7 protein-coding genes are annotated in these 15,120 nt (G+C 38.8%); all 7 read right to left on the bottom strand.

What is annotated here, in order from left to right; translation table 11 throughout:
* On the bottom strand, positions 1–9,184 hold a 9,184-nt coding region (locus tag H0X48_03885), incomplete at its 3' end, for a hypothetical protein (protein ID MBA3954431.1).
* A 150-nt stretch (positions 9,185–9,334) separates the two neighbouring features.
* Positions 9,335–11,386 (bottom strand): hypothetical protein, encoded by a 2,052-nt coding sequence (locus tag H0X48_03880; protein MBA3954430.1) that lies wholly within the window; start codon positions 11,384–11,386, stop codon positions 9,335–9,337.
* Positions 11,387–11,760: 374 nt separating this feature from the next.
* The gene (locus tag H0X48_03875) at positions 11,761–12,381 is read right to left on the bottom strand and encodes a M15 family metallopeptidase (protein ID MBA3954429.1); all 621 of its coding nucleotides are present in this window, start codon (positions 12,379–12,381) and stop codon (positions 11,761–11,763) included.
* A gap of 87 nt (positions 12,382–12,468) precedes the next feature.
* Positions 12,469–12,816 (bottom strand): hypothetical protein, encoded by a 348-nt coding sequence (locus H0X48_03870; protein ID MBA3954428.1) that lies wholly within the window; start codon positions 12,814–12,816, stop codon positions 12,469–12,471.
* Positions 12,755–13,060, bottom strand: coding sequence for a type II toxin-antitoxin system RelE/ParE family toxin (locus H0X48_03865; GenBank protein MBA3954427.1), 306 nt, complete (start codon positions 13,058–13,060; stop codon positions 12,755–12,757). Before H0X48_03865 ends, H0X48_03870 begins: the two co-directional genes overlap by 62 nt.
* 89 nt (positions 13,061–13,149) lie before the next feature.
* Complete coding sequence (gene radA / locus H0X48_03860) at positions 13,150–14,484, bottom strand: DNA repair protein RadA (GenBank protein MBA3954426.1); 1,335 nt, start codon at positions 14,482–14,484, stop codon at positions 13,150–13,152.
* Entirely contained in the window at positions 14,459–15,073 is a 615-nt protein-coding gene (locus tag H0X48_03855) for a thymidine kinase (protein MBA3954425.1), read from the bottom strand. Before H0X48_03855 ends, radA begins: the two co-directional genes overlap by 26 nt.
* Positions 15,074–15,120: the final 47 nt, after the last annotated feature.

The raw sequence follows: 15,120 nt of genomic DNA, 5'->3' as shown, positions 1-15,120 counted from the left end.
AAATAGTACCTGTTGTAATATCAGCGTCAACTATTAACGAAGAGCTTAGAGCACCTGTGGTGGCTGCAGCATGTACTACTCCAGGGGATGTTGCTCCTAAAGCTGTAAGAGCAGTTGCTCCAGTAAGAGTAGTAGCACCAGTTACGTTAAGTGTTCCGCCAATGGTAGTATTGCCAGTTGATCCTATAACAGTAAATTTGCCATTGTTAATGTTAAGTGCATTACCTGAAGTTGCACCAATAGAAAGTCCCGTTGAATTTGCTTGCGGGGTAAGGGTAAGTGGTGTTATGCTAGCAGCTGTTGTAGTAATACTTAAAGCTCCTGTCATTGCATCGCCAGATTTAAGTACGTTAAGTGCAGCTGAACCTGAGGTATTACCTGTAAGATTTCCTGTTACGTTACCGGTTAGATTAGCAGTAATAGTTCCTGCACTAAAGTTACCTGTTCCATCGCGTAGTACTAGTGTACCAGCGGTATTAGCTGCAGTTGCATTATTAACAGTTACCGTTGTGTTAGCAATGTTTGCTGCTGATTGACCACCAACAGAATTAACAGTAGTAGCAGTTTGAGTGCCTGTAACATCGCCAGCAAGTGTACCTGTAAAGTTTGTAGCGGAAGAAGCATTTCCCGTTAATGGACCAACAAAACTAAAAGCTGTAATAGTATTAGCTGCAAAACTTCCTGAGCTATCTCGTTTAACTAGGCTGTTACTAGTATTAGCAGAGCTTACAAGAGAGCTTAATTTGCTATCTGGAATAGTTGCCTCTGCAATATCGCTGCCAAGTATAGAACCTGCAAGATTAAGCTTTGAATAGCTTATGGCTGCATTAGCTGCTACATCACTATTAACTAGCGAAGAAGAAGAAAGAGTGCCATTAGAATTTGCGTGTACTAAGTTGCCTGAAGTACTCGCTAGCTGAGAAAAAGTAGGCGTTCCTAAGACACCTAAATTACCTGCAATTGTAGTGTTGCCGTTAGCTTCAACAATAAAGTTGGTGTTATTTACCGTTAAAGCATTACCAGCAGTGCTGGTGATTGCTAGTCCTATAGGATTGCTATTTTGAGTTAGAGAGATAACGGGACCTGAATTATTGGTACCTGTCGCGCCAACTGCTATCAGGGCGCTATGATTTAAAGGTGGCATTATTGTTAATGTATCGGTCATAGTATCACCCGCTTTAAGCACATTAAGCGAGGCAGCTCCAGTTAATGAAGCTGTAATAGTGCCAGCTGCAAAATTACCAGTGCCATCACGAAGCACTAAAGTACCACCCGTATTAGTGCTTTGTGCGTTGCTTACAGTCTGAGTTGCATTAGCAACAGCATTTGCTGATTGCCCCCCTATCATACTTACTACTGTAGCCCCTTGTGTTCCTGTAACGTCGCCACTAAGAGTGCCATTAAAGTTGGTAGCCCCAGTAGCAGTACCATTTAAATCACCATTAAAAGTGTTAGCAGTTATAGTATTGGCAGAAAAACTACCTGAGCCATCTCTTTTAACCAAGGAATTATTTATACTACTGCTTGTAACGGGTGAGTTTAATTTATTGTCAGAAATAGTACCTAGAGTAATATCACCATCAACTAAAAGTGATGAAGTAAGTGCTCCGGTACCACTGGCAGCATGGACAAGACCTGGAGATGTTGCACCTAAAGAAGCGAGTCTAGTAGCCCCTGTAACTGAAAGGGTTCCTGCGATAGAAGTGTCGCCAGTTGTTCCTAAAACAGTAAATTTATTGGTATTTATTTTTAATGCATTACCTGTAGTAGCTTCTATGGAAATACCATCAGATGCACTTTCAGGAGTTACAAGTAAAGCAGGTGCATTGGCACTTCCATTGATGGTTACCCCGGCATTGTTTGCTGTTGAATTAACAATTATACCTCCGCCGCTTAGTGGTGATACCGTAAGCTGACCGGTCATAGTGTCACCAGTTTTTAAAACGTTAAGCGATGCTGCGCCACTTAACGAGCCATTAAAAGTGTTAGCAGTTATAGTATTGGCAAAAAAGCTGCCTGAGCCATCTCTTTTAACCAAAGAATTATTGATACTACTGCTTGTAACGGGTGAGTTTAATTTATTGTCAGAAATAGTGCCTAAAGCAATATCACCGTCAACTAAAAGCGAGGAGGTCAGCGATCCGGTACCACTGGCAGCATGAACAAGGCCTGGAGATGTTGCACCTAATGCTGTAAGTGCTGTATCTCCTTGTACAGACAGAGTCCCTGCTATGGTAGTGTTTCCTGTAGAACCTTGTACTATAAATTTGTCCGTATTTACTGAAAGGGCGCTCCCTGATGTGTTGCCAATAGCAATGCCGGTAGAAGTTGTCTCAGCATTTACTAATAGAGCAGGAGCTCCTGCTTGTCCGTTAACTACAAGAGCAGTACCTGCACTAGGAGAAATAACGAGTTCTCCTGTCATAGTATCGCCGGATTTTTGGACAAAACTAGCAGGATTAATGTTGTCTAAATTTGCTTTGTCTGCTGCAGACATAAAGCCAGCTATTGTAGTTGTTGCAAGAGCATGTAATGTGCCTCCGGGCTGATCTCCGTGGGCATGTTGGTGATCTGAGCGTGAAAAGGAGTTTGCTATTCCTGGTTGATTTGTAATGCCTATCGTAACAGATGTGCCAGTAGGTAATGGATCGGCCCCCGTAGGCACTAAGCGATTTGATAGAGTGTTAAGATTTATATTATCAATAAGTCCGACATTAGTAATATTATTAGCACCTAGATCTAAGTTGCCTATCATGCTGCGTGCTCCCGTTACTAAGAGATACTGAGGATGATCGTCATTTAAAAGACCTGTGAGGTCACCATGATTGGTTACACCTGACATGCTACTTGCTTTAAACGTTAAGCGCGGTTGCTCTTGACGTATTGATGCAATTGCAATGCCAGTTACTGGATCATTGGTTACAATAACCGAGGCTATTAATGCAATGTTGCTAGTAAAAGTACTTGGTGGATTAGGTATTGCACCATTTTCTGCTTCTATTAATGTGTTATAGGTTGTTTGAGCATAAACAAACATATAATGATCAGTTCCGTCAGGGTTTCCATTAGCTACAATATATAAGCTATGACGAGCAAATTGTCCTGAGGGTATAGGTGCTAATGTACCTGTACTATTATCATAGTTGCCATCAAGAGTATTGGTTGGAGTGTTCGTCGTAAAGCCGCCTGTGCTACTATGATAATAAGGGGTCCATGTTACAGCAGTACCACCAGTTGGTAAATATTCATGAGTACTATAATAATAACGGCCTTGGGTTACATCAAGTTGCAGAGGCATAGTACTATTTTGAGTAACTATGGAACCAGAAATATAGAGATTGCCTATAGCTTGACGCCAAGCAGTATCAAGTAAGGTAGCTGTATGGTCACCTTGTCGTTTAGTCTGTTGTATATAATCAACCGTAGTAGTGTTAGTGGTAATTATACCAAGAATAATAGTTGAGATACTTGAAGGTCTTGCTTGTGCATAGGTTATTACACCATCTTTGGTTACAAAAATATAGTTGGTTTGATTAAGCGGCAACGTAATATCTTGTTGAGGCCACTCTACATATTTTAAATCTGTAGTAGTAGCGTTTTGTACCATTAAATAGCCCGTACCTGCTGACAAGGTTACGGTAGTTCCATTTATAGTGACTACTTCTCCCCCGGATTGAGTTCCAGTGTTTGATCCATAAAATATTTGAGGTGCAATATTAGTTTGAGTTGCAATACTATTACCTGCTATAATAGGCCCAATTGCTACCGTAGCAGCATTAACAGGATCAGACAAAAGCAACGATATATTAGCGCTTGGATCTATGACTATTTTTGAGCGGTCTACAACACCAGAGACGCTTCCCGTAGCTGCTGGATGATCAATTTGAATATTAGTAGTGTTGCCTGAAGCGTAAACACCTATAACATTAAGATTTGGTCCTACGCCTTCATCTGTAAGATATAATGCTTTATTGAACGCAGTTAAGGTCATACCATCAATTTGAAGTGCAGCACCATTTCTTACTACAAAGGCGTTTCCACCTAAAACACTGACTGCCGATCCTGCAAATATGCCACTTCCTATACATATAGAACCAGTACCATTAAGATTAACGAGGTCAAATGTAGGGCTATAAGAATTAGCTAATGCTAGCCAATTAACGCCATATAAGCCTAAAAGTGAAAAAGTATTTGTCCCTGTATTGCTTACTTGAAACCCAGTGGAAAAGTTACTTAACGGATCTATAGTACAAGAAATGAGCGATACAACAGAAATGCCCTGTAGAGAATCTTGTTTAATATGAATGGTATTAGATAAAAAGTTACAGCGCACTATATCAAAAAAACCGCCACCATTATAGACAATTGCAGCGTTACCTGGCCCTGTAGCTCCTGTAAAGGTAAGCTTTTCAAGTGAGGCGTTAGGTGTACCAATTATTAAATCTTGGTTGGTGCTTGCTGCTTGTATAATACAGGCATTAGTTGATTCACCACGAATGCTTACATAGGGTTTAAGTTGAATGGTAGTTTCACTGTAAACTCCAGGACCTACAACTATAACATAACGTTTAATAGCAGAATTATCAGTGATGCTAGCAAGAGCAGTATTAATAGCATTAAATTCATTTGGTCCTGAAAGAGGACCTTTTGTTACTATGAGAGTGTTTTGTGCTATACCTGGAATATTTTGAGCAAAAGAGACACTATTATTAAATTGAGTTATCCCGTCAACGCTTAGAGTACTTGTCGTACCACTTAACGCTACAGGGCCGGTAATAGTAGTATTGCCAGCGTTGAGTGTAGTTAAGTTTCCTGTCCCCGTTATATTGCCGACTACATTTGCTGTAATAGTACTAGCAGCAAAATTACCAAAACTATCACGAGATACCAGAGTATTTATCTGATTATCGGGTGTACCGTTAGTAGCGCTTAGAGCCACTTTTCCTGGGGTTATTATTTGGGCTAATTTACTGTCACTAATAGCTGCATTAGCAGCAATATCATTGTTTGTAATAGAGCCTGCAAGAGCAAGTTTAGTATACTCAATACCGGCATTAGCCCCTATGTCAGCATTAACAATAGGTGAAGAGCTTAAAATACCAGTGCTGTCTGCATGTACTATGCCTGAAGAGAGATTAAGTTGGGTAGCGCCACCTACAGCAAGAGTCCCTGCTATGGATGTGTTACCATTAGACCCTGAAACAGTAAACTTATTGACGTTAACTTCAAGAGCATTCTCTAAAGTGCTTTCTATAACTATACCTTTGGAATTTCCTTCAGGAATTACTCTAATTGCAGGTGTAGCAGGGGCTCCTGTAACAGTTAAAGCTGTTTCTGATGAAGGGGTTATGCTTAAGGGCCCCGACATAGAATCGCCTAATTTGTTTACATTACCTGAAGCGTTGCCTGTAAGATTAGCAGTAATGATGTTGGCTGAAAAGCTACCTTGTTCATCCCGTAGAACAAGAGTGCCTGGGTCACTAAGTGAGCTAGCAGCTTGTACTTGAGTTACTGCTGAAGCTACAGTTGTTGCTGTTTTACCCCCTACTGAGGCTACTTTGGTGTTATTTTGTGTTCCTGTAACATCGCCTGATAAAGTGCCGGAAAAGTTAGCTGCTGTTAATGCTGTATCAGCAGTACCTGCTAAATGAGCAGTAATGGTACCTGCTGTAAAATCACCATTGCCGTCACGTTGTACTAATGTGCCAAAACCATTAGCGGGTGTAGCGCTGTTAGCTAGATTGACCCCAGTAACAATATTGTTTGTAGGTAGACCCCCTACAAAACTCACTACTGAAGCTAACTGAGTTCCTGTAACGTCACCTGACAGTAAACCGGTAAAGTTTGTTGCTGTATCTGCATTGCCCTGTAAGCTTGCAGTAATTATATTTGCAGAAAAATTGCCATTACTATCTCGTTGCACAACCGAACCGGGGTTATTTGTTGGTGTTTGACCGCTTACGGTAGTAGCCGTCGTTGCGGTATCTGCGTTACCTGCTAAAGTTGCAGCAATAGTTCCAGCAGTAAAGTTTCCGCTGTCATCACGTTTAACTAAAGTGCTTGCAACGTTATTAAAAGTTGCGTTATTAGCAAGAGTTGCACCGCTTGCAATAGAGTTACCTGATACGCCCGAGATAGAAGATACAACTGTTGCTCCTTGAGGGCCAGTAACTTCGCCTGCTAGATTACCAGTAAAGTTTATTGCATTTATTGCCGTACCATTTAGATTAGCGGTTATAGTCCCTGCAGAAAAATCACCATTTGTACCTCGTTGTACGACCGTATTACCTATGTTTGCTGAAGTTTGTCCACTGACTGTGTCTGCTATAGTTGCTGTACTCGCGTTGCCGTTTAAAGCAGCAGTTATAGTTCCAGCAGAAAAACCACCAGTATCATCCCGTTGCACAACGGTGCCTGATATTGATAGCGGTGTTTGACCAAGTACGTTTTGAGCTTCAAGAGCAGTAGACACTGTTCCTGTAATGAGACCTGCTGAAAACCCTCCAAATGCATCGCGTCTTACTATACTGTTATCAGTGTTAGATGATGTTGCTTCATTAGCAAGAGTAGCTCCTATTGCAAGAGAGTTGCCTGATACTCCCGAAATAGAAGATACGACTGTTGCTCCTTGGGGTCCCGTAACTTCACCTGCTAGATCATCAGTAAAGTTTACGGCATTTGTTGCAGTACCAGTTAGATTAGCCGTTATAGTGCCTGCAGAAAAATCACCATTGTTATCGCGTTGTACTACGGTATTGGCATTATTAGCGGAAGTTTGACCTGCTACAGCGGCTGCTAGTGTTGCAGTGTCAGCATTACCTAACAAATTGGCAGTTATAGCTCCAGCAGAAAAATTGCCATTCGTATCTCTTTTGACTAACGTAAAAGCAGTGTTAGCATCAGTAGCAGCGTTTGCTAGTGTTGCTCCGCTAGAGACTAAGTTTGCAGTCAGGCCACCAACTGAGATGACTTGTGTGTTGTTTTGTGTGCCAGTAACATCTCCGTTTAATATACCGCTAAAACTGGTTGCGCTTCCTGCTGATACTGCAGTACTGGCATTTCCTGCTAAATCTGCTGTAATGAGACCTGCAGAAAAGTTACCATTAGAATCACGTTTAACAACGGCTTGGAATGTATTGGTGTCAGTTGCAGCATTGGCCAGAGTGGCTCCGCTTGCAAGTAAATTTGCCGGTACGCCTGCAACAGAAACGACTTGTGTATTACTTTGTGGTCCTGTAACTTCGCCGCTAAGGGTTCCAGTAAAATCTGTTGCAGTGGCTGCTGTGGTTGCTGTTGTTGCATTACCCGTTAAACTTGCAGTTATCGTACCGGCAGCAAAATCACCGTTATTATCCCTTTGAACAACAGCTCCTGCATTGCTTAAGGGTGTTTGACCACTTACTTGAGCTGCAAGCGTTGCTGTTGTTGCATTGCCAAGTAGGTTAGCGGTAATAGTATGGGCAGCAAAGTCTCCCTGTCCGTCAAGTTTAACAAAAGAATTAGCCTGACCAGTTGAGCTTACAGGGGATGCTAATTTAGTGTCAGTTATAACCCTATTGTTGATATCGGCTGTTGTTAAAAGAGCTGATGATACGACGCCTAAAGCATCTGTATGTACTAATCCTTGAGGCAGTGAATTAAAATTAATAGGACCTGTTGTACTAAAAGCTCCTGTATTAGCTAACCCTTGAGTGGTTGTAGTGCCAAGAGTAGATGCTCCAGCTGTCAGAGGACCTGAAGAAATAAGAGATGCTCCACTTATAGAACCTTGTAGTGCTTTAATATCACCAGTATTTGATGTTATATTTCCTGGAGTAGAAATGTTAGGAGCATTAAGAGTTGATACGTTAAATGTTCCAACAGTCAATGCACCTGAAATAAGGGCATCTCCTTGAACATCAAGGGCTGCGTTAGGCATATGTGTGCCTATGCCTAGTGTTGTAGTTTCTATACTATTAGCAGCAAAGTTGCCTTGGTTGTCAAGTTTAACAAAAGAGTTTGGTTGACCTGTAGAGCCTACAGAAGACGCTAACTTACTATCAGTTATAGCAGCATCATTAATATTTTTAGTAGCAAGTAATGATGATGAAACGTTGCCAAGTGTATCTGTATGGAGTAAGCCTTCTGAAAAAGAAGTAAAGTTAACAGAACCTGTAGCTGTAAGAGATCCGGTGTTTGTTGTGCCTAAATGTGCAGTTTGAGCAGTTATATCATCTGAAGCTAATAAATTTTGTGCGCTTACGGTACCCACAGGCACTAAGACATCATATGCTCCTGGGCTTTTAACAGTTGTATTGGGCATTACCATAATAGAGCCATTAACAACAATATTGCCGTGTACGTCAAGTGCTTGGGTTGGTGAGTCTGTACCTATGCCTACCTGAGTGCTTTTAAGAATGCTTGCTGCAAAGCTTCCAGTATCGTCACGCTTTACTATTGTATTAGGTATATTAAGTGGTGTAGCTGATGTTATTGCAGAGATATCAGGTACAATAAAATTAGGTGCACTTAAAGTTCCTGATACAGTTAAATCGGAAAATGTTCCCGTATTTGAACTAATGGAATTGCTGATTAGTGAGCCTTTGATAGTTGCTTTGTCTTGAACGGCAAGAGAATGAGCAATAATGCTTTTTGCTTTTAAACATTTTTTCACTAAAAGATTATTTATTACAGAGTATCTAGGCTGCTGAGACGTTTTGCACATTTTAGTAGTAACAGAAAGGGATGCATCGCCATTGAGTAAAGTCTGATGATATTTTTCTAAAATAGGATGTGCTAACTTGGATGAGCATGGACTTTTCTGTAGGGGCTTATCTAAGATACACGAAAGAGCTTTAGTAATTTTTTCATAAGAAGTAACGTCAGACTGATTTTCAAGAATGGGAAGTAAATCTAAAAAAGATGGTGATAGATCTGTTTTTAAAGCACTTGTGCTCCATTGTCCGCTTTCTCTTAAGGCTTGTTTTACTTCATTTGGTACGTAGACCCAATGAGTGTTAGGCGATTGAGCAACTCTTTTAAGATCACTTAAGGATAAAGAGGGAGCCTTAAGTGACTTTGTATTATCTTGAGTGGTAAGGGTAGTTATAACGTAATCTGAAGAATTTAGAGATATGCTGTTACTGCACGAAAGCAAGCAAGCTGCTAAACCTAATATAATACTATAGTATGTAAATAACTTCATAATGATACCTCCTAATAAATTGTACTCTCTTTAATGTTGATCTTTAACATAGAGCTTAGGTTTTGTCTAATTTGTGTTAAAGAATGACTGGTAAGAGTAGAATATAAGCGCATGGCCTAACTTCAATGAGCGAGAATAGTTAGAGCAATATTAACCCTTTTGGATAAAAGCAAGAAAAGCATCAGAGTGATTTTTTTGTAAAGAGAGGCTTTTGTCGTTTTTAAAAATTACTTTGTAATGGGTAGATTGATACGTAAAATAAGATGTTATGGTGGTATTGATTGTTAAGGTATCACAATCAGGAATACCGTAACAAAAGAGTACATTAGTGAGTTCTGTAGTGGCTTGATCAAAAAATCGTGGTAAAAGTGGGCTTGATTTACAGATAAGTTTTTTGATAAAAATAACGCGTGACGCTTTAAGATCGTCAATAGGTAACAATGCTCCTACTATGTCTTGAAGTGTATCACTGTGAGTTTGTAACTGCGAAATATAACAGGGGTTATTATACAGTTGCCATGGCATAGGACTTGTAAAAATGAGTGGCGTTTGCAGATCTTTTTGAGTTGCTAGAGAGAGATGGGGACACGTTTTTTTTGAAGACAGTAAAAGCTTGAAATGCATTGTATTTTTATGACGTATCCAGGGAATATTGCAAGCATATTCTTTAAGTAAATTACTGTTTTTGTCATGGTAAACATGTACTGATTCTAAGGCCTTAATAAATAGGTGTTTTGAGAGTAACTGCTTTTTTAGAGCACTAAAAAAACTATTAAAACAGAGTTTTGTTGTTAAGGTAAGGCTTTTTTTTCCTAAATCTATAGACTCTGGTGTAATGCCGTAAATGGTTGTATGTGTACCATTTTTTACTTGTCTGTAAGGTGGTAATGCCAACGAAGGAACACTTTGTTTAATAGGGCATTCAGCTACAGATCCTGCAATAATTGTATAATTAAGCCGTAAAGGCTTTTTGTTGTACATAAACGGTATTTCTAAATGGTAACCACCAGCATAACATGAAGCATAAAAAAGCAAGTTTACAGTTAACTGCGTATGGAAAAATAAGAGGAGCTCTCTAAACTCATGTATTGGTAACGTTGCTATGGTGCCTTCGGGTATTTTGTTTTTAGACTTTTTTATATGCTCTTTAATAGTTTGTAGTTTTCTATAAGTTTCCGTTTTATTTTTTTGGGGATTATGTTGATAATGTTTTTCAAGTAATTGGTAATAGTGTTGTTGTTCTTGATAGTTTGTTGAAGCAGAGCCATGGCCTGTAAGATAGATATTCCAGCAGAGTGGCTTGTAGCCTGATTTTTTGTATTCTTGGGTGGTTATAAAAAGTTTCTTTAAAATAAGAGAGAGAGGCTTATAAGAACATGTTAAAATATCGCGGCCAGGTTTTAGTGTAAACTCAGGTAAAAGACTAAGTTTAAATCCTGTTGCATACTCTAAAGGGGAAAACTTTGTATGTGTTTGAGATTGTAATGGCTTTAGGTTTTGCTGTAGAGTTTTAGAGGGCACTAAAACACACATATCTTGGCTAATTGAGTATAATCGCCAATTGTGTAACTGTTTTAACGTAAGCATACAGAGCATATACGTTGTTAGTTCGTTATAACATGTTTTATGATATCTGTTAGTAAGTGCTTGAGTAAAAAGCAGAGGAGCTTGCTCAATAGAAAAGGTAGGAGAATTACTTATGTTTTTAAGTGTTTTAAGAAGTTCTTGTTGAGAAGTAGTATTGAGCAAATTCTTAAGGGAGTTGTTTACCAGGTCATACATAGTAGTTGTATAGGTGGCTTGTATGCGAAATTGTTTAATAAGCTCTTGAGATGAAAATCGTTTAAAAGAATTGTACTTTTTAAAAATATACGTTCTGTTTTTTAAAATAAAATCTTCTAAAATAGTAGTATGATCTTGAATGTTTTGGAGTAAACTTTTGCTTGTTACTATAGGTGCTGCTTGCTGATGTAATGCTACTATAAGTGTAGATGTTATAGCGCCAACTCCTTCTGGTCTACTTAGAGTGTCGTAGCCATCTTGCTCGAGGCTTTTTGCGCACGTTTCTTCGTAATCTCTATCTAAAATAATAATTAATGATTTAGGGGCAATGGGGCTTTTACAAAAGCTTTTTAAGCCACCAAAAAAAACCAAATGGATAAGTAAAATACTATGTATAGTAGTCTTTTGTTTGGCTAACATGGTGTAATTGCTCTAGTATTAAAAATAAGATTTTATGTATATTTCTTAATGATACGCCTTTTGATAACATATGCAATAGATTTGCTAGCTTACCTCTAGCCTCTTTTGGTATACTAACCTAAAAAGTTGAAAGCAGTTATTTTCAGGGAGAGTACATGATACAAGAGATAGTAGGCTGGGTAGCCTTGATTAGTGCAACTATAGCCGTATGGCGCCTTTCAGAAAACCAATCTAATCTTACACGGCGTACGCGTAAGTCTTATAAGCAAGTAGATTACTAAATTAATATATAATAAGGGGTGCGCCCCTTAAGATCCCCAAGAAGATTGCAATAAGTACTAAAAAAGGGGATACAGAAGTATCCCCTTTTTTGATTAACGTGCTAAATCTTCAAAGCTTATATCAAGCAATGGATAATGTTCACTATGCGGCAACTCAAAATGCCACCAATTAGTATCATAAGAAATAAAGCCATATTTAACCATAAGCTTTTCAAGCAAATCACGATTGCTTAAAGCCGTTTGAACAGCACTTGTATAAGAGCGGCGTGTTTTTAAAGTAAATTCATCATACTCTGAAGGCATGATTATCTCAGAGCCATCAGCTTTTACTAGGGTAACGTCAACTGCAGTACCGCGATTATGAGCGCAGCCTGTTGGCGTTGCACTTACATATGCCTCTTCAGGTGCTGCTACACGTATAGTTTCTTCTAAAGATAATGGTCGATAGGCATCAAATATTTTAAGACCTAATCCTAAAGTCTCGAGCTCTTGCTGAATAGCTGTTAATCTTTCACCCAGTGCTGTATGTACGTAGCATTGTGAGGTTGAATAAAGCTTTTTATGCATAAAATTATCAGCCGTTGCATACTTAATATTTAAAACAATGCGGGGATTAAGAGCGTGTACGCTTATAAGATTATGCTTATGCTCATTGGCATACGAATAACCTAAAGAGATAAGTGCTAAGCCAACACTTGAAAAAAGTTTTTTCATAAGAGCCTCTTGTAATAAGTAGCGTTAAAGAAATTTGCTCAAGTATATCTTGTTTAGCTTAAAAGCTCTAGAGAGCTTTTGTAAATATTAGCTTCTTTTGGCTGCTGTTTCATGATGTACAATTTTAGCTATAGTCTTAAGCGTTGGATTGCCATTTTTAGAAAATGCACTTTGAACTGTTGAACGCGTTAGATTAGCATTCTTAGCAACTCTCTTTTTATTTACTCTCAAATAAGAATCTAAAATTTCCATGAAAGCTTCTGTATCATTATCTATTAAACATTGTAATAATGCTTCACCTACAAAAGTATGATCCAGAAAGATGCTTTCGGGATTAAAATCTTTAAGTTTCTTAACTTTGTTAGGGTCTAAATTAATTGTAGCTATAGTGTCCAATGTTAATTCTTGCTTTTTTGATATCTTTTTCTTGGTCATTTTTATGCCCACCCACTAGTAATATAAGTGTATCTTTTATCATAACAAAATAGAGCCGCCATCCGTTTTTCCAACGCAATTCGTATAAACCGTCACCTAAAAATTTAGAATCGCCAAAGTGGCCATATGCTGTTATACGCTCTAAGCGAGCTGTTATTTGTAGGCGCTCTTTTTTTGTAAGGTTAAAAAACCAATCTTCAAAATCTTCTGTTTGTTGTATCTTGACAGTCTTGAGTTGCTTCATATAACTTTAGCTCCAGTTAATATATACTAGTGTATATTATAACAGGCACCTCCTGGTTTTGTCAAGTTGTAATCTAACTATACATTTTATCAGTCACCAAAAAGAGAAAGAAGCTCATAGACGTTAGTAAAGCGCATTGTTTTACAGGAAGTTTCAATTTTTTGATTATGAGCAAGCAGTAATTTACTTATACCAAACTTTTCAGCTTCACTTGCATGAATACCAATATGATTAATAGGCTTAATTTGCCCTGTAAGACTAATCTCACCTAAGGCAAGCGATTTTTCTGGTAACGGTTTTTGAAAGTAACTTGAAAGCAATGCCAAAGCTATACCTAAATCTGCGCCACTTGTTTTAATTTTAAAGCCGCCACTGACTTTAAAAAAAATATCATGGGCACTAAGTTTAACTTGCAAGTACTTTTCCAAAATTGCAGCAATCAATACTACCTGTGTCTGATCAATACCCGACACAACACGTTGTGGCATGCCAAACTTAGATGATAACACTAAAGCCTGCAGCTCAAGCAGGAGAGGCCGTGAGCCTTCGATAAAGCTAATAAGAACAGAACCTGGACTATAGGATATCTCTTCAAGTAATTGCTGATTTATATTAGGTACCTCTTGCATGCCTTCTTCGACCATTTCAAAAAAACCAAGCTCATGAATAGTGCCAAATCTGTTTTTAACTGAGCGTAATACACGTGTTTGCCAGCGATCTTCGCCTTGCAAATAAAACACTGCGTCAACCATATGCTCAAGCGTCTTAGGCCCGGCTATAACGCCGTCTTTCGTGATATGCCCAGTAACTATAACCGTAATATCATGCTCTTTTGCAAGACGCATAAGCTTAAATGCTGACTCTTTAAGCTGTCCTATGCTACCAGGTATACTATGAGCATCTTGGGTATAACAGTTTTGAATAGAATCAATTATTACCACATGCGGTTTATGTGCTTGAGCAGTAGAAATAATCTGATCAAGATTGGCTTGATCGGCAAATAAAAGTTGAGGGCTTGTAATACCTAAACGGTCTGCTCTGAGTTTTACTTGCTCAAGAGATTCCTCAGAAGAAAAATAAAATATAGTGTAACTACGCGCAAGTTTATCGGCAATTTGCAATAGTAAAGTTGATTTGCCAATGCCAGGATCACCTGTAACGACAGCAAACTCACCTGGCACTAGGCCACCACCAGTAACACGATCCCATTCTTTTATACCTGACAGCATGCGAGTAAAGGGTTTAGTTTCAATACCCGACAGTGCCGTAAGGGTCACTGGAGCAACAAGTGTTTTTTGCCCGCCACTTGGCGCTTGACTAAGTTCAAGAGTATTCCAGGATTTACACTCAGGACAGCAGCCTAGCCATTTTATAGTTTGATAGGCACAGTTGGTGCAATTATAAGTTGTTTTGATTTTGCTCATGTTTAACCCACGCTTTCTGGTCAATAATATAGCAGTCTCTACAGCGCGCTTGATAACACTCTTGAGCTCCAACCATTATAATAGGATCATCAAATTTAGCTGCTTTTCCATCAATAAGTCTTTGGGTATAATGGGCGTCTTTGCCACACTCTCTGCACACAGCCGATAGCTTAGTAACTGAGTCTGCAAGTGCCATTAGCGTAGGCATACAGCCAAAAGGGACACCCCGAAAGTCTAAGTTAAGTCCTGCTGCAATAACACGTTTTCCTGAGTCAATAAGATCAAGAATAATAGCAATAATGTCGTTTGAAAAAAATTGCACTTCATCCAGAGCGATAACTTGAGTTTCATCTGAGATAAATAAATACATATCATAAGGATTTTCTAAAGCTATAGCTTTAAACTTTTCACCACTATGAGCGTAGATATACTCTATAGTCATGCGATCATCAAGTTTATGTTTAAAAACACACAGCTTTAAGTTAGCTAACTCTGCTCGTCTTAAACGTTTAATAAGCTCTTCAGACTTTCCTGAGAACATTGAACCACAAATTACTTCTAGTGTTCCTTTAGTAGCGCGTTTAAGCATGAGGATCTCGCCCTTATTTTTATAAAATTATTGTAAAATGGAAAATA

This window comes from Candidatus Dependentiae bacterium (assembly GCA_013821315.1).
Lineage (GTDB): Bacteria > Babelota > Babeliae > Babelales > Babelaceae > JACDHA01.
This window is presented reverse-complemented; position numbering and strand designations above follow the sequence as displayed.